This is a genomic window from Massilia sp. ST3, assembly GCF_018119405.1.
Lineage (GTDB): Bacteria > Pseudomonadota > Gammaproteobacteria > Burkholderiales > Burkholderiaceae_D > Telluria.
The window spans coordinates 15,296-38,840 of sequence record NZ_JAGPWC010000046.1; the positions used below are offsets into that span (position 1 = coordinate 15,296).

Sequence of the window (23,545 nt, forward strand, 5' to 3'; positions counted from 1 at the left end):
CAGGCTGGCCGGCTCCGGAGGCAATCCTTGCGTGCGGTGCAGCCAGACCGGGGCCTGGTAAAGCTTTACATCGAGGCCGGCCAGCAGCTTGCGCGGCAGGACCAGGTCGCGCAGCACCAGGCTGACCCGGTGGCCGCGCGCGAGCAGGGGCTGGGCGAGCGAACGGAGGCGGCCGGCGTGACCGAGTCCGCCGCCCAGCTCCCAGCAAAAAGTAAAATGCGCCATGCCCGGCAGTGTAGCCTACCGGGGTCGATCCACGCAGCCAGCAGGAAGAGTCGGGGGTCGTGCTCCGGCCCGCACTGCGGATTGTCGGCGTCCGGATCGATCTTGACCTCGGCGCTGTGTGGAGCGCGGGGGCCCAGCTTGACCAGGATATCGGACGGCAGGTCGGCCCGGGCGGCTTTCCGCGCGCCGCTGGCTGCCTCGGGCGGGAGCGGCGGCGCCAGCGAGAAGTCGAGCGTGGTGAGCAGCTCGACCCGTTCGATGGTGTGGCTGCGCAGGGGCAACAGGGTAATCAGGGGCACGTGGACGGCGCGCTGTTCGATGCTCACCTTGCCGTTACGGCTGGCCTCGTGCGGCACCTTGAGCACGACGCTGCGCGCTTCCCACTGCCCTTCGGGAAACCGGATGCCCGGCGCCTGGCCCGGCGCCGGCTCGAAGTACTGAGCCAGCTCTTCCATGTGCTGCTCGGCCACGCTGCGGTGCGCGTCGACGACGGCGCGCTTGATCCCGGCCAGCAGGCCGCCAGGTCGGATCGACATGATGGGCCTTTCGTCAGTGCGGGCCGTGCGGCTGGCCGGACAGGTCGGAGAGCGAATCGATACGCAGGTGGCCGAGACGGAAGCCATGGACCTCGTCGTCGAACGGCGCCATGGGTTCGCGGCCGTGCACCCAGTCCGGCGCCGCCGGCTTTCTTACCCGGGCCGGCTTGCGCAGCGAGACCAGGATCGCCGTCACCGCCAGCAGCACCAGCAGCACCGCGCCCAGGGCGAGTGCGACCGGCAAGGGAAAGGCGACAGCGACGGCTTGGCTCATGACATCTCCTGGTCAGGTTACGCGCAGGTTTTCCGCATGCACGCTTGGTTTGGCGCAAGACCCTACTGTGCCATTGCCTCAGCGAGAAGAAATTGATTAGCCGCAATACTCAAGAGACGCCGGGCGCCGCGGGCGCTATCGGCGGCGTGGCGCTGCCGGCATGGCCGACCCGTTCGTACTCGGCGATGGTCTGGGCGCCGAGCAGCAGCAAGGTCGCCGCGATCTCGAGGCTGAACATGACCACGATGGCCGTGGTCATCGAACCGTAGACCAGGTTGACCTGCGACAGGGTCGAGAAGTACCAGACCAGCACGTGCCGGGCCACCTCCCACAGCAAGGCCGCCGTGACGCCGCCGATCAGCGCGTGCCAGACCGAGAGCCGTCCGACCGGCATCACCAGGTAGATCGAGCTCAGCACCAGCACCTCACCCACCAGTCCCAGCAGGTAGAGCAGCGCCCCCGACACCCCGCCCAGCGACCACTCGACGCCGAACAGCCAGACGCTTTCGGTGCCCATCACCTGAAGGGTGCCGGCGACCAGGGTCACGATCATGATGCCGAAGCCCAGGGCCACGATGTAGCAGTACGGCAGCACGGCCGACACCAGGAAGTGGCGCCGGCGTTCGGCGAAACGGTGCACGAAGATCACGCTCATGGCGTTTTCCAGCACCGTGAAGGCGAGCGAACTGAAGAACAGCATGGTGGCCGCCAGCACCCAGGTGATGATGGGCCGGTTGTCGAGGAAGTTCGCGACCTCGGCCACGATCGAGCGTGACTGGCCCGGCACCAGCAGCTCCAGGTAGCGGCGCAGGGTGTCGAGCAGCTCGGCCTGGTCGAGGAAGTGGGACAGCACCACCACCACCAGCATCAGGAAGGGCACGATGGACAGCAAGGCGTAGTAGGCGACGGCGCCGGCCAGCAGCAGGCCCTGGTTGGCGCGGAAGCCCTTGAGCACCTGCAGGACGAAGGCGAGCGGATGCGTGAGGATGTAGACGTTGGCGCGGTGGTCGAGCAGGCGCGCGCGCCAGTCCCGCGCGCGGATCATCGGGCCAGCCTGATCCCGGTGAACTGCCAGCGCGCTCCAGCCGGGAAGAAGTTGCGGTAGCTCGGGCGCGCATGGCCATCCGGGGTGGCGCAGGACGAGCCGCGCAGCACGTACTGGTTGACCATGAACTTGCCGTTGTACTCGCCGATGGCGCCCGCCGCCGGGGCATAGCCCGGATACGGTGCGTAACTGCTGCTAGTCCACTGCCAGCAGGCCCCGAACATCTGCTGCAGGCCTTCGCCGTCGGCGCCCTCGGGATGCAGGCTGCCGCCGGACAGCGCCGCCTGGCGCGCGGCGAACTCCCATTCGGCCTCGGTCGGCAGGCGCGACTTGCGCCAGCGTGCGTAGGCGTCGGCCTCGTACAGCGACACGTGCGTGACCGGGCGCGCAAGGTCGAGCGGCTGCACGCCGTGCAGCGTGAACTCGCGCCAGGCGCCGCCCTCCTCCAGCCAGTACAGGGGCTGGAGGATCTCGCCGGCGCAGACGCGGTCCCAGCCTTCGGCCAGCCACAGCGAGGGGTCGCGGTAGCCGCCGGACTCGATGAATTCCAGGTATTCGCCGTTGGTGACCAGGCGCGACGCCAGCGCGAAGGGCGCCACGTATTCGCGGTGGCGCGGCAGTTCGTTATCGAAGCAAAAACCCCGGCCGTTGTAGCCGATCTCGGCCAGGCCGCCATCGAACTCGATGAATTCCAGCGCCGGCGCGGGCGCGGCCGGGTCCAGCGCCTCGGGCGTATAGGCGGGGTACATCGGGTTCTGGGCCAGCAGGTGCTTGAGGTCGGTGAGCATCAGTTCCTGGTGCTGCTGCTCGTGCTGCAGGCCAAGTACCATCAGGCTGGCGAGCGCCTGGCCGGGCTGCCCGCCCAGCAGCGCCTCCATGCGCCGGTCGACGTCGGCGCGGTAGGCGCGCACCTCGTCCAGCGAGGGCCGGGTCAGCAGTCCGCGGCGCGGACGCGGATGCTTGTCGCCGATCCCGTTGTAATAGGAATTGAACAGCACCCGGAAGGCCGGGTGATGCGGTTGGAAACCCGGTTCGTGCGGCTCGAGCAGGAAGGTCTCGAAGAACCAGGTGGTGTGCGCCAGGTGCCACTTGACGGGACTGGCGTCCGGCATCGACTGGGCGCAGCAGTCCTCGCTCGAGAGCGGCGCGGCAATGCGCAGCGAACGCTGGCGTACGGCCGCATAGGCCTGGGCCAGTTCGCCCATCGGCATGCTTCCTGTGCGCAGCGCGTCCATGCTAGATCGCCTGGGCGTGGATGACCGCGAACCAGCGCTGGGGGTCGGTCCAGACATGGGTCGCCTCGAAGCCGGAACGCTCCAGCAGCGCGATGGCGTCGGCCTGCTGGTACTTGTAGCTGTTCTCGGTATGGATGCAGTCGCCCGCCGCGAAGCGGCGCCGGCCGCCGCGCCAGTGGACTTCCTGGTCGCTGCGCGCCTCCAGGTGCATCTCGACCCGGCCCAGCTCCGGCTGGTAGAACCCGTGGTGGCGCCACTGGCGGATGTCGAAGTCGGCGTCCACCAGCGCGTTCACGTGGCGCAGGATGTTCAGGTTGAAGGCGGCGGTGACGCCGAGGGCATCGTCATAGGCTTCGTCGAGCACGGCCTTGTCCTTGGCCAGGTCGATGCCGATCAGCACCCCGCCATCCTGGCCGCACTGGGCGCGCAGGCGGCGCAGGAAAGCATGCGCTTCGTCGGGCGTGAAATTGCCGATCGAGGAGCCGGGATAGAAAAACAGGCGGTGCTCGGCGCGTACCAGCGGCGGCAGTTCGAAGCGGCTGGAAAAATCCATGCCCAGGCCTTCGACCGCGATGTGCGGAAAGCGCTGGCGCAGCTGGGCCAGGGCGTCGCACAGGAATTCGGCCGAGATGTCGATCGCCACGTACTGGGCCGGCTGGAGCAGCGGGAACAGCGAGGCAGCCTTGGCGCAGTTGCCGGCGCCCAGGTCGATCAGGGTGGCGTTGCTGCCCGCCACGCGTGCGATCTCGGCGCCGTAGTGCTCGAAAATGGCGGCCTCGGTGCGGGTCGGATAATACTCGGGCAGCTCGCAGATGGCCTCGAACAGCTTGGAGCCCAGCGCGTCGTAGAGGAACTTGGGAGAGATCCAGGCCTCGGGCGCCAGCAGGCCGGCGTGCAGTTCGTCGGCCACGTGCGCATTGACTACCTGCGCCGCGGCACCATTGGACAGATCGTCGCTCGTGCAGGATGTCAGCATAAGGTTTATCATTCGTGCCGCCACGCCGCACCATGCGAGATGGCTGAAGAGTTCCTGTTGCAGTTTTTGCTATCATAGCCGAATCCGCGTTCGCGCCGCACCCGCCAGCCGCAAGCGTGCACCCCTTCGGGCCACTCATTTCCCTGACTCAAAAGAAGAACCGCCATGACCTCGTCCATCCGCCGTAGTTTCCTGAAAAACTTGTTCCTCACCTCGGCCGGCAGCCTGCTGTTCGCCGGCGCCGCACTGGCGCAGAGCAGCAGCGGCGTGCTGCGCGTCTCGGCCATTCCGGACGAAGCTCCGACCGAGCTGCAGCGCAAGTTCAAGCCCCTGGGCGACTACCTGGCCAAGGCCACCGGCCTCAAGGTCGAGTTCACCCCGGTCACCGACTACGCGGCCTCGGTCGAAGGCCTGATCCAGCGCAAGATCGACATGGTCTGGTTCGGCGGCTTCACCTTCGTCCAGGCCAATGTGCGCAGCAAGGGCCAGGTCACGCCGCTGGTGCAGCGCGCCGAGGACGAAAAGTTCCGCTCGGTCTTCATCACCACCCAGCCGGGCATCAACAAGCTGGAAGACCTGCGCGGCAAGACCCTGAGCTTCGGTTCGGAATCCTCGACTTCGGGCCACCTGATGCCGCGCTCCTTCCTGCTGGGCGCCAAGATCAACCCGGACACCGACCTCAAGCGCGTGGCCTTCTCGGGCGCCCACGACGCCACCGTGGCGGCGGTCGCCGGCGGCAAGGTCGATGCCGGCGCGCTCAACATCTCGGTGTGGGAAAAGCTGGTCGAGGCCAAGAAGGTCGATCCGAAGGTCGTGCGCGTGTTCTACACCACCCCTGGCTACTACGACTACAACTGGACCGTGCGCAGCGACATGGACCCTGCCCTCAAGAAGAAGATCACCGACGCCTTCCTGGCCCTGGACGACTCGACCCCGCAAGGCCGCGAAATCCTGGAACTGCAGCGCGCCACCAGGTTCGTGCCGACCAAGACCGCGAACTACGGCGCGATCGAAGCCGCTGCGCGCAACGCCGGCCTGCTGAAGTAATCGCAAGCAGGCTGACGCAACGATGACCAGCTTCCGGCTCCAGGGCGTGACGGTGCGCCACCTGGCGGGCAGCAAGGCGCCCGCCCTGCACGCGCTCGACCTGGAAGTGCGGCGCGGCGAGCAGCTGGCCCTGATCGGCCCTTCCGGGGCCGGCAAGACCACCCTGCTGTCGACCCTGGCCTGCGCCCACCGTCCGGCCGACGGCAAGCTGGAAGTGCTGGGCCAGGATCCGTGGCGCCTGGACCAGGGCGCGCGCCACCGCCTGCGCGCGCAGCTGTTCCTGGCGCCGCAAACGCCGCCCCTGCCGCCGCGGCAGCGCGTGGTGACGGCGGTGCTGGCCGCGCACCTGCCGCACTGGAGCCTGTGGCGCGCGCTGGTCTCGCTGGTGCGACCAAGCGACCCGGACGCCGCCCATGCCGCGCTGTCGCGCTTTGGGCTGGGCGACAAGCTGTATGCGCGCGTCGACCGCCTGTCCGGCGGCGAACGCCAGCGCTGCGGCCTGGCGCGCCTGCTGCTGTCTTCCGCCGAAGCCTTCCTGGTCGACGAGCCGATCGCCGCCCTCGACCCCCTGCTGGCGCGCCACACCCTCGGCACCCTGCGCGAGGAAGCCGCGGCGCGCGGCGCCACCCTGGTGTGCAGCCTGCACCAGGTGGAGCTGGCGCGCGAGCAGTTCCCGCGCCTGGTGGGCCTGCGCGACGGGCGCATCGTGTTCGACGCCCCCGCCGCCGAGGTCAGCGACGCCATGATCGCCGGGCTGTACGCCAACGAGACGGTGCAGCCGGCCGGCCATGCGTCGCACGAATCACCCGACCGGCTGGCGGTCGGCGCCTGCTATTGATGGCCACGCGTTATCCCGATCCGGCCTGGCGCACGCGCGTGGCCGGGACCATCGTCTTCCTCGCCCTGCTGTGGCCGATGCTCGCGGCGAGCGAATTCAAGCCCTGGATCCTGCTCGACGCGCAAAGCCTGCGCGCCGCCGCCGGCTTCCTGGGCGACTTCCTGCATCCCTCGCTCGACGCTGAATTCCTGCGCATGGTGCTGCGCGAAACCTGGCAGACGGTGGCGATCGCCACCGCCGGCCTGAGCCTGGCTTTGGCAGCCGCCGTGCCGGCGACCATCCTGATCACCGACCGGCTGTCGCTGTCGCGCCTGGGCACGGGACGCATGCGGTTCCAGAGCGCGGCGCTGCGCCAGGCTTTGCGCTGGCTGCTGGTGGTGCTGCGCAGCGTGCCCGAACTGGTGTGGGCGCTGCTGTTCGTGCGCATCGTCGGGCTCGGCCCGACCGCCGGGGTGCTGGCCATCGCCATTTCCTACTGCGGCATGCTGGCCAAGGTCTACGCCGAGATCCTGGAATCCTCGGACGCCCACGCCACCGACGTCCTGCTCGCCAACGGCAGCGGGCGTCTGCCGGCCCTGCTCTACGGCGCGCTGCCCGAGTCGAGCGCGGAACTGGTGTCCTACACCGTCTACCGCTGGGAGTGCGCGATCCGCGGCTCGGCCGTGATGGGCTTTGTCGGCGCCGGCGGCCTGGGCCAGCGCCTGGACGAGTCGACCAAGATGATGGCCGGCGGCGAAGTCGCGACCATGCTGCTGGTGTTCGTGCTGCTGGTGGCCGGCGCCGACCTGGTCTCGAAGCTGCTGCGCCGGAGGCTCGGATGAACCATCCCGCCTCGCCGCCACCGCCGCCACGTCCTTCCTTCGGCACCCTGCTGCTGCTCGCGTCCCTGGCGGCGCTGGTGGTGGCCAGCTTCGCTTCGCTGCCGCTGCAGTGGAACGCCTTCTTCACGGCCGAGGCCATCGAGTCGGCGCGCGAATTCCTGCACGGTTTCGCGCCGCCCGAACTGGCTCCGGCCTTCCTGCGCAAGTGCCTGGACGCGCTGCTCGAGACCCTGGCCATGTCGGCGGTCGGGACCCTGCTGGCGGCCTTGGCGGGCCTGGTGCTCGCCCTGCCCGCGGCCGGCCGCCTGGGCGCGCCGGCGCGCGCCGCGATGCGCATCCTGCTCAACGTGCTGCGCTCGGTACCGGAACTGGTCTGGGCCGCGGTACTGCTGATCGCGGCCGGCCTGGGACCGCTGGCCGGCACCCTGGCCCTGGCCCTGCATACCAGCGGCGTGCTGGGGCGCCTGTTCGCCGACGCGCTCGAGAACGCCGCACCGCTGCCGGAGGCGAGCCTGCGCGCCAACGGTGCACCGGCCCTGAGCGCCTTCTTCTACGCCACCCTGCCGCAGGCGCTGCCGCAGATGCTGTCGTACACGCTGTACCGCTGGGAGAACAACATCCGCGCGGCGGCGGTGCTGGGCGTGGTCGGGGCCGGCGGCCTGGGCCAGATGCTCAAGTACCACCTGTCGCTGTTCCAGATGCAGAGCGCGGCCACGGTGGTGATCGCGATGCTGCTGCTGGTCGCCCTGGTCGACGCCGCCAGCTACCTGCTGCGGCGCGCCCTGACACGCTGAATTCCCGGCCAACCATGCTCGAACTCGACGCGCTTACCAAGTCCTACGGCGGCCGCACCGTGCTGGCCGGCCTCTCGCACGTGTTCGAAGCCGGCCGCTTCGTGGCCATCATGGGCGAATCGGGCGTGGGCAAGTCGACCTTGCTGAACCTGATCGCAGGCCTGGACGCGCCCGACACGGGCCGCGTGATCGTCGACGGCGTGCCGATGTCGGCGCTGGACGACGACGCCGCCACCCGCCTGCGCCGCACGCGCATGGGCTTCATCTTCCAGGCCTTCCACGTGCTGCCGCACCTGACGCTGCGCCAGAACGTGGCGCTGCCGCTGCTGCTCAATCGAGAAGACAGTGTGCGCGCCGAAGCCATGCTGGACGCCGTGGGGCTAGGCGGACGCGGGGACGACTTCCCGCGCCAGCTCTCGGGCGGCGAGATGCAGCGGGTGGCCATCGCGCGCGCCCTGGTGCACCGCCCCGCCCTGCTGCTGGCGGACGAACCCACCGGCAACCTCGATCCCGAGACGGCCGACGGCATCCTCAAGCTGCTGCGCAGCGAAACCCGGGCCCACGGGGCCGGCGCCATCATGGTCACCCACTCCCACGCCGCGGCCGCCATGGCCGACGAAGTCCTGCTCCTGACTCGTTCCGGATTGAAATTAGCGTAAGTTCCGCGAAGAAAGGCCCACGTTCGCGCGATTTTCGTTAAATATCGTGCATTGCGTAAGACGCAATCGTAGTAGTATCACAACGACCCGCCGCGCATAAGCCAACACAACAGGCTGGGCAACGTTCCAGAACAGCGATCTGTCTTGAATCCATGTGCCAATTTGTGGAGAACCGCCATGAGCGTACGACAGAAAAAACAGGAAATGCTCGAAGCGATGCACCGGGCCCGCGCGCTGGAACCGTCGAGCTTCGTCCCCAATCCGCTGCTCGATACCCTGATCGAACGCATGCAGCTCAAGAACGACGCGGAACTGTGCCGCGTGCTGGAGGTGCAGCCGCCGATCATCAGCAAGATCCGCCACCGCAAGCTCAACGTGGGAGCCACCATCCTGCTGCGGATGCACGAAAAGTCGAATATTCCGATCCGCGAGTTGAAGGAGTTGACGAGCGCGTCGCAGATTCATTAGCGCGCTGTCGAAGCTCGCGTAGCGTGGACGGGTCTCCCGTCCACGCGGTGATAGTTATCGGCAATATCATCGAGCCCGATCACGGAGCCTCTAGCGATCAACCGCGTGGACGGCAAAGCCGTCCACCCTACGAGGCGTCGGCAGGCAGCTAGCCCTGGGCCGGCGGGCGCCCGGTCTTGAGCTGGGGCAGCGCGCCCAGCACGGTCTTGAGGGTGGCCAGGTCGAGCTGGCCCAGCAGGGCGACGCCGATACGCAGCAGCTCGCTCTTCTTGACGTCGATGCCGGCGCGCAGGCAGGCCTGCTTGACCTCGGCCAGCACGGCGTACTCCTGCTCGGGCATGGTAAAGCTGTCGCGCACCAGGACGGGGCGCGCTTCCACCACCGGGTCGCGCGGCGCCGCGGCCGGCGCCGCCGCCTTGCGTGCCGGCTTCCTGGCCGGCGGCGCGGCTACCGCTTTGGTGGCTTCCCTCGCGGCCGCCTTGACCGCGCCCTTGATCCCTCCCCTGCCTGCCGTGGCCTTGGCCGGGGATGTGGACTTGACCGCCCTGGCGGTCCTGACTGCCTTCGCCGTCTTCGCCGCCGGGCTGGCGGACGTCTTTCTCGGCATGTGCTGCTCCATCGTTCAAAAGGGCAAACAATATAAACGATTTGCCCGAAGAACGGTAGCGAGCGACGTCAAACGGACGCGGCTTCCTCGTCTTCGGCGTCGCGGTAGGCCTGGGCGATGCGCGCGAACTCGTCTTCCACGGCGAAGAATGCGTCCAGCACGTCCGGGTCGAAATGGGTGCCGCGTCCCTGGCGCATGACCTCCAGCGCCTGCGCGTGCGAGAAGGCCGGCTTGTACACCCGACGCGAGATCAGCGCGTCGTAGACGTCGGCCACCGCCATCAGGCGCGCCGACACCGGAATGTCTTCGCCGCGCAGCTTCTCCGGGTAGCCCGTGCCGTCCCACTTCTCCTGGTGCGAATGGGCGATTTCGCGCGCGAACATCAGGAAGCTGTTGCTGCCGCCGATATGCTCCTCGACCAGCATGATGGTGTCGCGCCCGTAGGCCGCGTGCAGCTTCATGATCTCGAATTCCTCGGCGTCGAGCTTGCCGGGCTTGAGCAGGATACGGTCGGGAATGGCCACCTTGCCGATGTCGTGCAGCGGCGCCGACTGGTACAGCAGCGCGATGTTCTCGTCGGTGAGCTTGTCGGCGAAGCGCGGATGGCCGCGCAGCTGCAGGGCCAGCACGCGCACATAGTTCTGCACGCGGCGGATGTGCTGGCTGCCGGCCTCGCTCTCGCGGGTTTCCGCCATCCAGGCCATGGCCATGATGATCGCCTCCTGCATCATCATCAGCTGGGCGGTGCGCTGCTGGACCATGCGTTCCAGCACCTGGTTCTGGTTTTCCAGCAGGCGGCGCGCGCTGCGCAGGGTCAGGTGGGTGGCCACGCGCGCGAACAGGATCGGCGGACTGATCGGCTTGCCCAGGTAATCCACCGCACCCACGGACAGGCCCATGGCCTCGTCCTCGACCTGGTTCTTGGCGGTCAGGAAGATCACCGGGATGTCGGCCGTGGCCGGGTTGGCCTTGAGCTGACGGCAGGTTTCGTAGCCATCCATCCCGGGCATCATCACGTCCAGCAGGATCAGGTCGAGTTCCAGCGAGCTGCCGGCGATCTGCAGCGCGGTGCTGCCATTGGTGGCGACCTTGGTGTGGTACTTGTCCTTCAGCAGGCGCGACAGCAGCATGATGTTGTCGGGCGTGTCGTCCACGATCAGGATGGTCGGCTTGTCCGCTGGCTTGTCTTTCTGGACGACGGTCATATGTGTTCCGCAATGTCTGGGTGGCTGTCGCCGGCCTGCTGCAGCAAGGTCCGGGCTTCCTCGAATTCGTAGCGCGACAGGTGGGTTTCCAGGCGCGCCAGCGCGGCCGCCGGCAGCACCTCGGCGAGCGCGCAGCGCACGCTGTCGAAATAATCGGTGGCGTCGCCGGAGAATTCGGCGAGCAATCCATCCAGTTCGGCCATGGCGGCGGCCGCATCCTGGCCCGGCGCGCAAGAAGCGGCGGCGGGCGCCGGGGCGCCGTTACTGGCGAAATGGCGGTCGAGCGCGGCCATCAGGCTGGCCAGCGCCCCCTCCAGGGCCGCCGCGCCGCGCGCCAGCGCAGGCGCATCGCGCATGCCGCGCTGCGCCTGTTCCTCGACTTCCTGGGCCAGGGCCTGCACTTCGCGCGCACCGATGTTGCCGCACACGCCGCGCAGGCTGTGGGCGCGGCTGGCCGCCTCGGCCAGGCGTCCGGCGGCCAGGTCGGCGCGGATGCAGCTGCCGGCGTCGCGCTGCGAGCCGCGCAGGCGGTCTAGCAGCTCCAGGTAGAGCTTGGCGTTGCCGCCCACGTTGCGCAGGCCGAAGGCGGTATCGATGCCGGTCAGGTTCGGCAGGTCCGGGACCGCGCCGGTGGCAGGCAAGGCGGAGGCGCGCGCCGGCATGCCCTTGCCCAGCCAGCGCGCCAGGGTGGCGTACAGCTTCTCGGGGTCGACCGGCTTGGTGATGTAGTCCTGCATGCCTTCGCGCAGGCAGCGCTCGCGGATCTCGGCCAGCGCGTGCGCGGTCATCGCGATCACCGGCAGCTCGTTGAAGCGGGCGTCCTGGCGCAGCTCGACCGTGGCCGCGTGGCCGTCGAGCTGGGGCATTTCCAGGTCCATCAGCACCAGGCGGTAGGCGCCGGGGCCGGCCGCGAACAGCTTGTCCAGGGCCTGGCGGCCGGTCGAGGCGACATCGACGTCGATGCCCTGCGATTCGAGCAGTTCGCGCGCGATCTGCTGGTTGACCAGGTTGTCCTCGACCAGCAGCACGCGCATGCCCTGCCCGCCGGTGCGCATCACGCCCGCGCCGCCGCCGCCGAAGGCCGGCCGCGCGAACAGGCTGGACAGCGCTTCGGCCAGGGCCGACTGCACGAAGGGCTTGAACAGGATGCCGTTGACGCCCGCGCTTTCGGCCTCGGCCTGCACGCCGTCGCGCCCGAAGGCGGTGACCAGGATGCTGAGCGGCTGGTGGCGCAGCGCGCCGTTGGCCTTGATGCGGCGCACCAGCTCGATGCCGTCCATGCCCTTCATGCCGCAGTCGGTCAGCAGCAGGCGGTAAGGCATGCCGGCGGCGTCGGCGGCGGCGATCGCGCCTTCCGCGCCGCGCCCGTCTGAGCAGCATTCCACCCGCAGCGGCAGCGCCGCCAGGGATTCGCGCAGCACCGCGCGCGCCAGCGCGCTGTCGTCCACTACCAGCACGCGCGCGCCGGCCAGTTCCGGCGGCACCTGCAACACCTTCTCGGCTTCGCCGGAGAGCGCGAAATCGAGGTCGAAATGGAAGGTCGAGCCGGCGCCCGGCGCGCTCTCGACCGCGATGCAGCCGCCCATCAGGCCCACCAGCTGCTGCGAGATCGACAAGCCCAGGCCGGTGCCGCCGTATTCACGCGTGGTCGAGCCGTTGGCCTGGCTGAAGGCGCGGAACAGCTTGGCCTGCTGCTCTTCGCCGATGCCGATGCCGGTGTCGCGCACCGCGAAGCGCAGGCGCACCTTGTTGGCCGGCGCACCGCGGAGCGGAATGCAGGACAGCTGCAGCTCGCCGCTGGGCGTGAACTTGACGGCGTTGTTGACCAGGTTGATCAGTACCTGGCCCAGGCGCAGCGGGTCGCCCACCAGCTGGCGCGGCACCGAATGCGGCACGTGGAACAGGTATTCCAGCTGCTTGTCGGCGGCGCGCTGGCTGGTGACGCTGGCTACGTTGGACAGCACGTCGTCGAGGCAGAACGGCACCTGCTCGACATCGAGCTTGCCGGCCTCGATCTTGGAGAAGTCGAGGATGTCGTTGATGATCCCCAGCAGCGACAGCGCGGCGCGGTGGATCTTGCCCACGTAATCCTGCTGCTTGGGATTGAGGTCGGTGCGCAGCGCCAGGTAGGCCATGCCGATGATCGCGCTCATCGGGGTGCGGATCTCGTGGCTCATGTTGGCCAGGAATTCCGACTTGGCCACGTTGGCCGCCTCGGCGCGCAGGTTGGACTGGGTCAGTTCCTCGGTGCGGGCCGCGATCTTCTGCTCCAGGTCTTCGTTCAACTCGCGCAACTGCTGCTCGATGCGGCTCTTCTCGCGCAGCAGGCCGTTGGTCACCTGCTCGGCCTGGCGCAGGCGGTTCAGGGTGTCGCGAAAGCTGCGCACCGCCGAGGACAAGCGCCCCACCTGGTCGCGCCGTCCGATGCCGGACAGGCGGATATCGGTCTCGCCGCGCGCCAGCTTCTCGAGCGACTCCTGGATGTCGGCGAAGGGCTGGGACATGCGCCGCCCCACCACAAACACGCAACCGACGATGGCCAGGGTCAGCAGGATGTTGGCGGCGGCGGTATGGACGATCTGGCCGCGCAGGTCATCGTCGATCTGCTGGCGCGAAAAGGCCAGCTCGATCGCGCCAACCGGGTAGGCGCGGCTGCCGTCGTTGTAGGTGATGCGCCGGCGCACCCGCACCGCCGCCTCGCCATTGTCGCGGTTGGCCAGGGCCGCGAGCAGGGTGCCGTCCGGCGCCAGCACGCGCAGGGTCTGCACCTCGGGCGTGGCGCCGAGGGCGTCGACCACCGAGGACACGGCGGCGCTGTTGATGTCGAACAGCGGACGCGCCAGCGCGTGCGACAGCACCGTTGCCTGGCGCTCGATGCGCTCCTGCAGCTTGACGTCGGCCTCGACCCGCAGCGTATGCAGGGTATAGGTGGTGTAGACCCCGGTCGACAGCGCGACCGCGAGCACGATCCCGGCGCCGAGCCGGAACACGATGTTCTGGCGCCAGTTCTCGACCAGCCGGCGCGGAACCAGGCGCAGGCCGTGCTTGCGGCGGCTAATACGCGCCTCCGCCGCCGGCCAGGGCTTGTTCGCGCTTGCGGTAGGCGGGGCTGGTGCGCGCCTGCTCGACCGCGTCCCACAGGCGCGCGGCCAGCTGCGGCTGGTTCGCCACGAAGGCGTGCGACAGCACCAGGTAGTAGGGTTTCTCGATCAGCGGCACCGGCAGCACCTCGAGGCGCGCGGCCAGCGGCCCGCGCATCAGGCGCTTGGCGTCGCCGCCGCCCAGGGCGGCCCCGGCCAGGCGGCCAGCGATCAGCTTCTGCGCCAGCTCGTCCGAGCGCTGGCTGCCCTCGTCCACCGGCACGTGCTGGGCGCGCAGGAAGTCGCCCACCGAATAGCCCAGCTGCACGCCGATCTTGCCGTCCAGGTGGGTGAAGCGCTTGCCGTCCCATTCCAAGCGGCTGCCGCGGCGCCGTACCAGCACGTAGCGGTCCACGTGCATGCGCTTGGCGGGATCGGCGTTCGGGCCGCCCGGATAGGCCCCCAGGTCCATCCGTTCGCGGTTGAAGCTGACGGCGAAGGCCCCGCCGACCTGGTTCGACTTGAGCTGCTCCAGGCAGCGCTTCCACGGCATGCTCTGGAAGTCGAAGGTGACGCCGGTGCGCTTGGCCACTTCGGCCAGCAGCTCGAAGTTCAGTCCGCCGCCGTCCAGCGTGCGCCAGGGCGGGACTTCCTGGCGCTCGAAGCACAGGGTCACGCTGGCGCCAGGCGCGGCCTGGCCATGCGCCTGCATGCAGCAGGCGGCGAGGACGGGAAGGACGAGCAGCTGGAGGCGCATGCCGGGAAAAAATGGTTGAACGGACAAGTATTGAAGTATGCCATTAGACATTGCCGAACAACAGCAAAATGAACCGGCAGTCACCTGGATGCGACAGACTAGCGCGCGGCGTCCATCCTGTCCCCTCTCTCCGGCACTGCGCGACCCTGTATGATGGAAGCATCCACCGGCTTTCCTGGCCGGAAGCTGTCAACGAAATCGGAGTATGTATGGTAATTGTGACCCACGGTGGCAAGTTCCACGCGGACGACGCCTGGGCCGTCGCGGTATTGCTGATCCTGTTCCCCGAGGCCGAACTGGTACGCACGCGCGATCCGGCCACGATCGCGGCGGGCGACTTCGCGGTCGACGTCGGCGGCATCTGGGACCCGGCCAGCGGCCGCTTCGACCACCACCAGAAGGGCTTCGAGGGCGCGCGCCAGAACGGCGTTCCTTACGCCAGCGCCGGCCTGGTGTGGCGCGACTACGGCGCGCGCTGCGTCGCCGCCCTGGCCCGGGTCCACGCCGGCCGCACCCTGGACGAGGACACGGCGCGCCAGATCGCCTACGCCATCGACGCCGATATCGTGCAGTACCTCGATTTGTCGGACGTGGGCGCGTCCAAGAACGCGCCCGGCGGCTACGGCTTGTCGGCCGTGATCTCGGGCTACAACCCGAACTGGATGGACGAGCAGCGCCTGGGCTACGGCGCCGAGGCGGAAGCCTACCGCACCGGCCAGTTCCGGCGCGCCATGGCGGTCCTGACCGACATCATGATCAATGCGGTCAAGTACCGGGTCGGCGCCTTGCTGGCGGTCGAGCAGGTGCGCGGCGCCGAGGTGCTCGAAGGCGGCCGGGTGGTGTTCCTGAAGAACGGCGCCCTGCCCTGGTCGGCCGTGGTGCGCAAGGAAATGCCGAAGGTACTGTTCGTCATCAGCTACAACGTGGCCGAGGAGCGCCACATGATCCACACGGTTCCGGTCAGTCCCGAAAGTTTCGAGGCGCGCGCCGACCTGCCGGCCGCCTGGGCCGGCCTGCGCGATGCCGAACTCGCCGCCGTTACCGGGGTTGCGGACGCAGGCTTCTGCCATAACGGCCGCTTTATCGCATCGGCCAAATCCTACGATGGCATCCGCAGCATGGCGCACCTCGCGCTGGAAGAAGTCGACCGCCTGGCGAGCTCGATTCCTCACGCACATTCCGCATGAGCCGGCGGTGCCTTGGCGCCAATGGATGGGTGGCTGGAACCAGGTGCACGAAATCGATGGACCGCATTCCATGATGGGGCTTCCACACATCCAGGATATCGGGCAAACATATCCCGCATTCCCGGAATACCGTCTACAAGGCTTGAGAAAAAAAAATAATCATGCCGCGATGCCTTGGCTGCGGCTTCATGCGGCGAGGGTTTATACGGCGTTTTATCCGGCTGCTGTATGCGGAATTGGCTAGCCAGCAGCCGGCGATTCGAAACAGGTATTCCCGTGTATATACCGTGCCCATCGATCGAGCCGTTATTGCCTCATGCGTAAACTTTTTTTCTCTCGTCTTAGTTCATGAATTTTCCCAACCGCTGACTGATCCGGCAAACACCTTCGACAGCCCGGATGCGGCTTTATTGTTTTGCCTATGCCGGAGGAAACGCTAGTTTTTTTGCGCCATGGCGAGAAATCCTGGCGCCGGAAATCGAGGTATGCGCGATCCGGCTTCCCGGCCGCGGAGCGCGGATGACCGAACCGCTGATCTCCTGCTTCGATGACCTGGTCGCGCAGCTGGCAACGATCATATCGAACGAGAATGCCGAGAAATTCGCCTTCTTCGGGCACAGCTTGGGTGCCTTGCTGAGTTTCGAGGTCGCGCGAAAAATGAAACAGAACGCATCCCGTGGTCCCCTGCATCTATTTTCTTCAGGTTGCAGCGCTCCGCAGCGCAGAGCGAGCCTGCCACCTTTCGATAAACTATCGGATGACGAACTTCTTGAAACCTTAAGGTCGTACAAAGGGGACGCCGGAGGAGCTGCTCGCCAATCGGGAGTTAATGGATATGCTGTTCCCGATGATACGTTCGGACTTCAGCCTGGCCAGCGGCTATGAATATCATAAACAAGCTCTTCTGTCGGTCCCGCTGACTGTCCTGGCGGGCCGGCAGGACTACACGGATATCGAAGAAGTCGAGTTTTGGGCGAAAGAAACCACCGGCGAGGTCGACATTCACTACTTCGACGGCGGGCACTTTTTTGTCAACGATTACCGTTCCGAGGTCCTCGACCGTATCAAGAAGACGTTGATCGCATATTAAGAGCGCCTGACAAACCCTTCAGGGCAAGGGATGCGGCCCTCCGACGCGCAGTCGAAGACAGTACGACTGTACGGCGAGACGACGCAACGCAGCCATGGAGGTTTTGCGAGGCGCTCTAAATCGAGGGCTGCCCGACAATGCGGCCTGCCGGGCAAGGCGGCATGTGGATTACGTCGCCTTCGCGGCAGAGATGCGCGGCGTCGTGGCAATCTGGCACGGTGAGCTAGGCGCATACCTGCGCCCGCGCGTGCAGGTCCCACAGCGCGCCCACGCGCAGGCCCGCGTGCACCGGCGTCACCTCGTCGATCCCGAATTCGTCCATCAACGCGATCAAGAGCGCCAGCCCGCCCGGCAGGTGCGGGGCGCGCGCCGCCGGCTCCCAGCGCAGGCGCACACGCGCCAGGTGGCCGGCCTCCACCACCATCCGCCGCAGGCGCGCCAGGCAGTCGCGGTTCAGGCGCTCTTCTCCGCCGGCGCGGGCGATTTCGGCCAGGGCGCGCACGGTGCCGCAGGCGCCATAAGCCCGCCGGCTGGGCCGTGGCGCCAGACCGGATTGCGCAAACCGGCTGCGCCCCGAACGCACCGCCGCCTCGAATCCAGCCTCGTCGATGCGACCGTCGCTGAAGAAAGTGAGACTTTGCCGCACCGCCCCCACGGCGAATGACTCGACGCGTTCGATGCGCTCGCCGCGCCCCAGTACCAGCTCGGTCGACCCGCTGCCGATGTCGATCACCAGGCGTGGCTCCTCGCCGGCCGCGCCCAGGGTACTGGCCACACCCAGGTAGACCAGGCGGCCCCCTTCTCCACCGTCGATCAGCTCGATCGGCCAGCCAAGCGCCTGCTCGGCGGCCGGCAGGAACACGGCCGCGTTGCGCGCCAGCCTGAGGGCGGACGTCGCCACGACCCGCACCGCCTCCGGACGCCAGGCGTCGAGGACGCACCGGAATGCGCGCAGGCAGGCCAGCGCGCGCCGCATGGCCGCCACACAGAGGAAGCCGTCTTCGTCCAGGGTCGCGGCCAGGCGCACCGGCTCGGCCATCGTGGCGCTCAGGCGCAGCGCGCCGTCCTCGACCCGGCCGACGTGCAGGCGGAAGCTGTCCGAACCGAGTTCGACAGCGGCGTACAAAGGGGATTCAGGCAGGAAGGAGCTCATGCGGCGGCAGGATACGCCGCCCGTGTGACAAGGGCATGACGCCCGCGTTCAGACTTCGGCGACGGCCGCCACGGCCTGGGACACGCGGTTGCGCCCGCCCTGCTTGGCCGCCACCAGGGCCTCGTCGGCGCGCTGGAACAGGGTCACGGTGCTGTCTTCCGGGCGGATGATGGTGACGCCGAAGCTGGCGGTCATCTTGATCAGCGCCCGCTCGCTCTTGACCGGGGTGGTTTCGATGGCGGCGCGGATGCGTTCCGCCACCAGGGTGGCTTCGTCCAGGTTGGTGCGCGGCAGCAGGATCGCGAACTCGACGCCGACCAGGCGCCCCAGCATGTCGCTGTCGCGCAGCTGGCGCTTGCACAGTTCCACCACATGGCGCAGCACGGCGTCGCCGGCCGGGTGGCCGTAACCGTCGTTGACCCGCTTGAACTGGTCGAGGTCGAGCACCACCAGGGCGGTCGGCAGGCCGGGGCGGCGCGCCAGGGCCATCCAGGGGCCGAGCGCATTGAAGAAGCCGCGCCGGTTCGGCACGTCGGTGAGCGGGTCCACCACTTCCAGGCGCGCCAGCTCGCGCTGCGAGCGTTCGCGCGCCAGCAGCAGCATGCCGAAGCAGTTGGCCAGCATCATGAGGTAGAGCGCGCCGCTGGAGAGCTGGCCCAGCATCTCGTTCGTGAGCCAGCCCCAGCCCCCTTCGAGCAGCAGCACGAACAGGCCGCGCGCGGCCACGACCAGGGCCAGCACCGCCGTCACCAGCGCCAGGAAGCGCTGCAGCAAGCTGCTGTCCTTCCAGCGGCTGCCGAGCGCCACCGCGCCCGACAAATAGAATGCGCCCAGGAGCAGCGCGGCGGCCACGCCGCGCAGGCCTTCCTCGTCGATCAGGTAGCAGATGAAGAAAACCAGGATTGCCATCCCGCCCAGCACCAGGGTCGGACGGCGCCAGCCCTCGCGTCCGGCCGCTTCCCAGGATGCGCCGGCCTCGATCGCCACGCCGGCCAGCAGCAGCGCGTAGCCGCCCGGGACCGCGATCGCCGGCGGCACCACGCTGGTGGCGCCCAGGGCCAGCAACAGCCAGGCCCCGCCCTGGATCTGCTTGGACAGGCTCCAGGCGGACAAGGCCTGGGAGCGCACCGGGCCGTGGTCGAAGAAAGTCAGCAGCGCGACCAGGGCCAGGTTGCCCAGGGCCAGGACCAGTACCATGGTGGAGGCGTCCAGCGGCATCATGTCAGTACTCGTGTTCGACGTGGGTGGTGCCGTCGCCGACCTTGCTGGCCCAGGCGCGGGAGAAGTAGTCCTGCTCGTCGCCGCTGGGGGCTTCGTGCCAGAACACGATCAGGGTGCCCTTGTGGTCGTGCAGCTGGGTCAGCTTTTCGACGAAGCGGGCGTTGCCGGCGGCGTCGGCCAGGGCCATCGCATACCCATACACGCGCTGCAGCCGCTCGATCCGGTCCGGCTCGGTGTGGCTGTTGGTGGCGGTGATCGTGGGATGGTCCAGGAACATAGGGTCTTTTCGAATGGCGCGTGGCGGCCAGCTTATCAGAAAGCGATGCCCTGCAACAAGCCGCGCCAGGAGCCTGTCCATTCACGGTTATACTCAGATCATGTCCGCTTCCGCCGACCACCCCGGGCAGGATCAGCCCTCCCCGCCCTTGGTGCGCACCGAGGGCGACCGCCGCACCCTGGAGTTCACGCCCGGCGACATCCAGAGCGAGATGCGGCTCTCGCGCCCCGACGACCTGGTGCTGGCCTATGCACGCGCCATGATGTGCTTCGCCCTGTTCGTGCCCGATCCGCGCCATATCGTGATGGTCGGCCTGGGCGGTGGCTCGCTGGCCAAGTATTGCTACCGCCGCTTCCCGCGCGCCCGCATCACGGTGCTCGAGCTGCGCGCCGACGTGATCGCCCTGCGCACGCAATTCCACGTGCCGCCGGACGATGCGCGCCTGCGCGTGCTGCACTGCGAAGCGAGCGCCTGGCTGGCGGCCAATCCCGGCCTGGCCGACGTGCTGCTGGTGGACGGCTTCGACGCCGCCGGCCTGCCGCCGGCGCTGTCGAGCGCGCGCTTCTATGCCGATTGCCGGCGCTGCCTGCGCCCGGGCGGCGTACTCGTTGCCAATATCTTCACTTACGATCCTGACTATGTCGCTGCGCTGCAACGGCTGCGCACGGCCTTCGGCGGCAAGCTGGCCTGGTTCCGCGGCATCGCCGGCAACAACCGGATCCTGTTCGCGGTGCGCCCGCAGCTCCGCCACGCCACGCCTGGACGGGCCGAGCGCCTGCTCGCACGGCTGGCGCGGCCAGAGGGGTTCGGCTGGTCCTGGCCCAACCGCCTGCTGGCGCACGCGGTGCTTGCCTGGTTGTCATGGCGCCCTGTCCGCGGGAGGCCACATGGTGTCTGGACGAATTGACCAGCACGGCACAATTCGTTTGCGAAACCACCCGCTTTTGTGACAAACTGGCGCGCACTAATGCCTATTGGCAAGCACTATTCCGTTCCTGATCAACTGACAAGCCTGGACCCTCTGGACCATCACATGCCGCGTCGCCGCCTGCCCCTGTCGCTTACCCTCGCGGCGGCCCTCACGCTCGGGGGCGGACTGGCCGCATCCGGCGCCCTGTTCATGGGCGTCAGCCATCTCGAATACGACAACATGGCGCTCGCCTTCGCCCAGCGCGCCGACGAGCGCGTGGCCGCGGTGCGCCAGGGCATGGACCAGGCGGTCGAAGTCCTGACCGTCACCAACCAGCTGTTCGCGCGCGGCGAGCCGGTCTCGCGCCAGCAGTTCGCCGACTTCACCTCGGCCCTGCTGGAACGCCATCGCTTCATCCAGGCCTTCAATTACCACCGCGTGGTGCAGGGCGAGGACCGCGCGGCGGTCGAGGCCGAGCTGCAAACGGTCCGTCCAGGCACCATCTTCACCGAGCTGCGTCCCGAAGGCCAGGTGCCGGCTCCGGTGCGCGGGCGCTACCACATCGTCGATTTCCTGGAGCCGATGGCGGGCAACGAGCCGGCCTTTGGCCTGAACGTCTCGCAGAACCCGGAAATCATGGGCGCGCTCGACATGGCGCGCGGCTCCGGCCGCGCCGCCTCCACCGGCCTGTTCGCGCTGGCCCAGAACGCCACGCCCCAGCCCAGCTTCGAGCTGATGCTGCCGGTGCTGGACAAGGACGGCGTCATGACCGGGGACACCGCCGTGATCATCCGCGGCAACGAACTGGTACGCTCGTCGCTGGCCGGCGCCGGCCTGCTCGACTCGGACGACATTTTCGTGTCGGTCTATGCCGGCGAACACGCGGATGCGCACAAGCGCCTGCTGTCGACCGGCCCGACCGCCGCCGCGCCGTCCGGCGCGTTGGAATCCTGGTTCGGCCACTCCCATCCGGGCGTGCGCAGCACGACTCTGCAGATCGCCGGACGTCCCTGGCGCATCGACGTCGCTTCCGCGCCGCGCCCCTACCTGCCCGACCACATGGCCTCGACCGCCTTGCTGGTCGGCGGCATCCTGATCACGCTGCTCAGCACCGCCTTCGTGCAGGCCTCGGGCCGGCGCGCGCGCAAGGTGCAGCAGCTGGTGCGCCAGCGCACCGCCGACCTGCGCCGCACCAACCGCCGCCTGGTCGAGGACATGATCGCGCGCGAACGCGCCGAGAAGGCGCTGCAGCAGAGCGAGCAGCGTTTCCGCCAGCTGGTGTCGATGTCCTCGGACTGGTACTGGGAACAGGACGCCGAGCTGCGCTTCACCATGGTCACCGGCGCCTTCACCGAAAAGACCGGCGTGCCGGTCGACGGCCTGCTGGGCAAGACGCGCTGGGAATTCCAGCCGAACCTGCTCGAGACCGAGAGCGGACGCGCCCACATCGCCCAGATCAAGGCCAACGAGCCCTTCGCCAACCTCGAATACAAGACCGTCGACGACCAGGGCGACACCCGCTGGTTCTGCGTCAACGGCCAGCCGGTGTTCGACGAGACCGGCACCCTGATGGGCTACCGCGGCACCGGCAGCGACATCACCGAGCGCAAGCTCACCGAGCAGCGCGTGCACCACGTGGCCCAGCACGACGTGCTGACCGGCCTGCCGAACCGCTCGCTGCTGCAGGACCGCCTGGGCCAGGCGATCGCCTACGCCAACCGCAGCGGCCGTCCAATGTGGGTGATGCTGATCGACCTCGACCGCTTCAAGTTCGTCAACGACTCGATGGGTCACAAGGCCGGCGACGTGCTGCTGATGACGGTGGCCGCGCGCCTGACCGGCTCGCTGCGCGACACCGACACCGTGGCGCGCCTGTCGGGCGACGAATTCGTGGTGATCCTGTCCGAGCACGCGGAAGAGCCGCTGCAGCCGGACATCGTGCAGCGCGTGATGGATTCGGTGGCCCAGCCGGTCATGCTCGGCACCAAGGAATTCTTTGTCACCTGCTCGATCGGCGTGGCGGTCTACCCAAGTGAAGGCACGCCGGCGGACAGCCTGATCGAGCACGCCGACATCGCGATGTACAGCGCCAAGAAGATGGGGCGCAACAACTTCCAGTTCTACACCCCGGCCATGAACGAGGAGTCGCTGGAACGGGTGCGCATCGAGGGCGCCCTGCGCAATGCGCTGGAGCGCAACGAATTCGTGCTGCATTACCAGCCCCAGGTCGACCTCAAGACCGGCCAGATCGTCGGCATGGAAGCCCTGATCCGCTGGAACCACCCGGAACTGGGCATGGTCCCGCCGGTGCGCTTCATCGGCATCGCCGAGGAGACCGGCCTGATCGTGCAGATCGGCGCCTGGGTGCTGCGCGCCGCCTGCGCCCAGAACAAGGCCTGGCAGGACGCGGGCCTGGGCAAACTGCGGGTGGCGGTCAACCTGTCGGCGCGCCAGTTCGGCGCCGCCGACCTGATCGCCAGCCTGGAATCGGTGCTGAACGACACCGGCCTGGACCCGGACTGCCTCGAGATCGAGCTGACCGAAAGCCTGTTCATGAGCGACGTGACGCCGGCGGTGGAACTGCTGCACCGCATGAAGTCGCTGGGCGTGAACCTGTCGATCGACGACTTCGGCACCGGCTACTCGAGCCTGTCCTACCTGTCGCGCTTCCCGATCGACGTGCTCAAGATCGACCGCTCCTTCGTGGCCGACATCACCCACGACGCCAACGACGCCGCGATCGTCACCTCGATCATCGCGCTGGCGCACAACCTGAAGCTGGCCGTGATCGCGGAAGGTGTGGAAACGGCCGAGCAGCTCGACTACCTGCGCAGCCACGGCTGCGACGAGATGCAGGGCTACTTCTTCAGCAAGCCGCTGCCGGCCGGGGACTTCGAGCAGATGCTGCGCCAGCGGCGCTGCCTGGCGCTGCCGGCGCCGGAAGACGAGGTGTTGACGGCCTGAAGCTCATGTACTCCGCTGGGAATTCCATGGAGACTCCCCGATGCTTCCGTAGGGTTGGCGGCTGCGCCGCCGACGCGCCGATTGTTGGCGGCTCCGGCATCGCGCCTATCCTTTCCCCTGCTACCTATCGCCGCGGGGGGGGGGGGGGGGGGGGGGCCGCCCCCCCCCCCCCCCCC

General features: G+C 68.2%; 22 protein-coding genes and 1 pseudogene. 11 read left to right on the plus strand and 12 right to left on the minus strand.

Going from position 1 to position 23,545, the window contains the following annotated elements:
• Positions 1-65 precede the first annotated feature (65 nt).
• From KBW98_RS15740 to egtD, 5 genes are all read right to left on the minus strand, one after another.
• Positions 66-761, minus strand: coding sequence for a DUF2589 domain-containing protein (locus tag KBW98_RS15740; RefSeq protein WP_211521099.1), 696 nt, complete (start codon positions 759-761; stop codon positions 66-68).
• A 13-nt stretch (positions 762-774) separates the two neighbouring features.
• Positions 775-1,035, minus strand: coding sequence for a hypothetical protein (locus tag KBW98_RS15745; protein WP_211521100.1), 261 nt, complete (start codon positions 1,033-1,035; stop codon positions 775-777).
• A gap of 109 nt (positions 1,036-1,144) precedes the next feature.
• The gene (locus KBW98_RS15750; protein ID WP_211521101.1) at positions 1,145-2,080 is read right to left on the minus strand and encodes a YihY/virulence factor BrkB family protein; all 936 of its coding nucleotides are present in this window, start codon (positions 2,078-2,080) and stop codon (positions 1,145-1,147) included.
• Entirely contained in the window at positions 2,077-3,315 is a 1,239-nt protein-coding gene (gene egtB / locus KBW98_RS15755) for an ergothioneine biosynthesis protein EgtB (protein WP_211521102.1), read from the minus strand. The genes KBW98_RS15750 and egtB overlap by 4 nt, the downstream gene beginning before the upstream one ends.
• Position 3,316: 1 nt before the next feature.
• On the minus strand, positions 3,317-4,291 hold the full coding sequence (gene egtD / locus KBW98_RS15760; RefSeq protein ID WP_229429226.1) for an L-histidine N(alpha)-methyltransferase: 975 nt from the start codon (positions 4,289-4,291) through the stop codon (positions 3,317-3,319).
• A gap of 165 nt (positions 4,292-4,456) precedes the next feature.
• Between egtD and KBW98_RS15765 the strand changes: the two genes are divergently transcribed.
• The 6 genes from KBW98_RS15765 (at position 4,457) to KBW98_RS15790 (ending at position 8,918) form a co-directional block, all read left to right on the plus strand.
• On the plus strand, positions 4,457-5,338 hold the full coding sequence (locus KBW98_RS15765; RefSeq protein ID WP_211521104.1) for a putative selenate ABC transporter substrate-binding protein: 882 nt from the start codon (positions 4,457-4,459) through the stop codon (positions 5,336-5,338).
• Between the two features lie 22 nt (positions 5,339-5,360).
• Complete coding sequence (locus KBW98_RS15770; protein ID WP_211521105.1) at positions 5,361-6,176, plus strand: phosphonate ABC transporter ATP-binding protein; 816 nt, start codon at positions 5,361-5,363, stop codon at positions 6,174-6,176.
• A complete protein-coding gene (locus KBW98_RS15775) occupies positions 6,176-6,997 on the plus strand; it encodes an ABC transporter permease (protein WP_211521106.1) in 822 nt (273 codons plus the stop codon). Before KBW98_RS15770 ends, KBW98_RS15775 begins: the two co-directional genes overlap by 1 nt.
• Positions 6,994-7,791: a phosphonate ABC transporter, permease protein PhnE gene (gene phnE, locus KBW98_RS15780; protein ID WP_211521107.1), complete on the plus strand. Its 798-nt coding sequence runs from the start codon at positions 6,994-6,996 to the stop codon at positions 7,789-7,791. The genes KBW98_RS15775 and phnE overlap by 4 nt, the downstream gene beginning before the upstream one ends.
• Positions 7,792-7,805: 14 nt before the next feature.
• Entirely contained in the window at positions 7,806-8,450 is a 645-nt protein-coding gene (locus tag KBW98_RS15785) for an ABC transporter ATP-binding protein (protein ID WP_211521108.1), read from the plus strand.
• A gap of 177 nt (positions 8,451-8,627) precedes the next feature.
• A complete protein-coding gene (locus KBW98_RS15790; RefSeq protein ID WP_211521109.1) occupies positions 8,628-8,918 on the plus strand; it encodes a hypothetical protein in 291 nt (96 codons plus the stop codon).
• A gap of 148 nt (positions 8,919-9,066) precedes the next feature.
• Here the strand turns inward: KBW98_RS15790 and KBW98_RS15795 are convergent, their stop codons facing one another.
• From KBW98_RS15795 to KBW98_RS15810, 4 genes are all read right to left on the minus strand, one after another.
• Positions 9,067-9,525, minus strand: a complete 459-nt coding sequence (locus KBW98_RS15795; RefSeq protein WP_211521110.1) for a hypothetical protein — start codon at positions 9,523-9,525, stop codon at positions 9,067-9,069.
• A gap of 68 nt (positions 9,526-9,593) precedes the next feature.
• Positions 9,594-10,730: a two-component system response regulator gene (locus KBW98_RS15800; RefSeq protein WP_211521111.1), complete on the minus strand. Its 1,137-nt coding sequence runs from the start codon at positions 10,728-10,730 to the stop codon at positions 9,594-9,596.
• The gene (locus KBW98_RS15805) at positions 10,727-13,720 is read right to left on the minus strand and encodes a hybrid sensor histidine kinase/response regulator (protein ID WP_211521112.1); all 2,994 of its coding nucleotides are present in this window, start codon (positions 13,718-13,720) and stop codon (positions 10,727-10,729) included. Before KBW98_RS15805 ends, KBW98_RS15800 begins: the two co-directional genes overlap by 4 nt.
• Before the next feature lie 64 nt (positions 13,721-13,784).
• The gene (locus KBW98_RS15810) at positions 13,785-14,567 is read right to left on the minus strand and encodes an ABC transporter substrate-binding protein (RefSeq protein WP_229429227.1); all 783 of its coding nucleotides are present in this window, start codon (positions 14,565-14,567) and stop codon (positions 13,785-13,787) included.
• A gap of 209 nt (positions 14,568-14,776) precedes the next feature.
• On the opposite strand from KBW98_RS15810, the gene KBW98_RS15815 reads away from it, so the two are divergent.
• The 3 genes and pseudogenes from KBW98_RS15815 to KBW98_RS24105 all read left to right on the plus strand — a co-directional run.
• Positions 14,777-15,754 (plus strand): MYG1 family protein, encoded by a 978-nt coding sequence (locus KBW98_RS15815; RefSeq protein ID WP_211521113.1) that lies wholly within the window; start codon positions 14,777-14,779, stop codon positions 15,752-15,754.
• A gap of 399 nt (positions 15,755-16,153) precedes the next feature.
• Positions 16,154-16,639 carry an alpha/beta fold hydrolase gene (locus KBW98_RS24220; RefSeq protein WP_211521114.1) on the plus strand — a complete coding sequence of 162 codons (486 nt, stop codon included), beginning with the start codon at positions 16,154-16,156 and terminating at the stop codon, positions 16,637-16,639.
• A pseudogene (locus KBW98_RS24105) lies at positions 16,554-16,844 on the plus strand (thioesterase II family protein); the annotation flags it as partial. The gene KBW98_RS24220 and the pseudogene KBW98_RS24105, both read left to right, overlap by 86 nt.
• 223 nt (positions 16,845-17,067) lie before the next feature.
• On the opposite strand, the gene KBW98_RS15830 reads toward KBW98_RS24105, so the two are convergent.
• From KBW98_RS15830 to KBW98_RS15840, 3 genes are all read right to left on the minus strand, one after another.
• A complete protein-coding gene (locus KBW98_RS15830; protein WP_229429228.1) occupies positions 17,068-17,970 on the minus strand; it encodes a hypothetical protein in 903 nt (300 codons plus the stop codon).
• Between the two features lie 75 nt (positions 17,971-18,045).
• Positions 18,046-19,218, minus strand: a complete 1,173-nt coding sequence (locus tag KBW98_RS15835) for a GGDEF domain-containing protein (RefSeq protein ID WP_211521117.1) — start codon at positions 19,216-19,218, stop codon at positions 18,046-18,048.
• 1 nt (position 19,219) lies between these two features.
• Positions 19,220-19,495 carry a hypothetical protein gene (locus tag KBW98_RS15840; RefSeq protein ID WP_211521118.1) on the minus strand — a complete coding sequence of 92 codons (276 nt, stop codon included), beginning with the start codon at positions 19,493-19,495 and terminating at the stop codon, positions 19,220-19,222.
• A gap of 100 nt (positions 19,496-19,595) precedes the next feature.
• Here KBW98_RS15840 and KBW98_RS15845 point away from each other — a divergent pair, with 100 nt between their 5' ends.
• On the plus strand, positions 19,596-20,402 hold the full coding sequence (locus KBW98_RS15845) for a transferase spermidine synthase (RefSeq protein WP_211521119.1): 807 nt from the start codon (positions 19,596-19,598) through the stop codon (positions 20,400-20,402).
• A 126-nt stretch (positions 20,403-20,528) separates the two neighbouring features.
• Entirely contained in the window at positions 20,529-23,369 is a 2,841-nt protein-coding gene (locus KBW98_RS15850; protein ID WP_211521120.1) for an EAL domain-containing protein, read from the plus strand.
• Positions 23,370-23,545 lie beyond the last annotated feature (176 nt).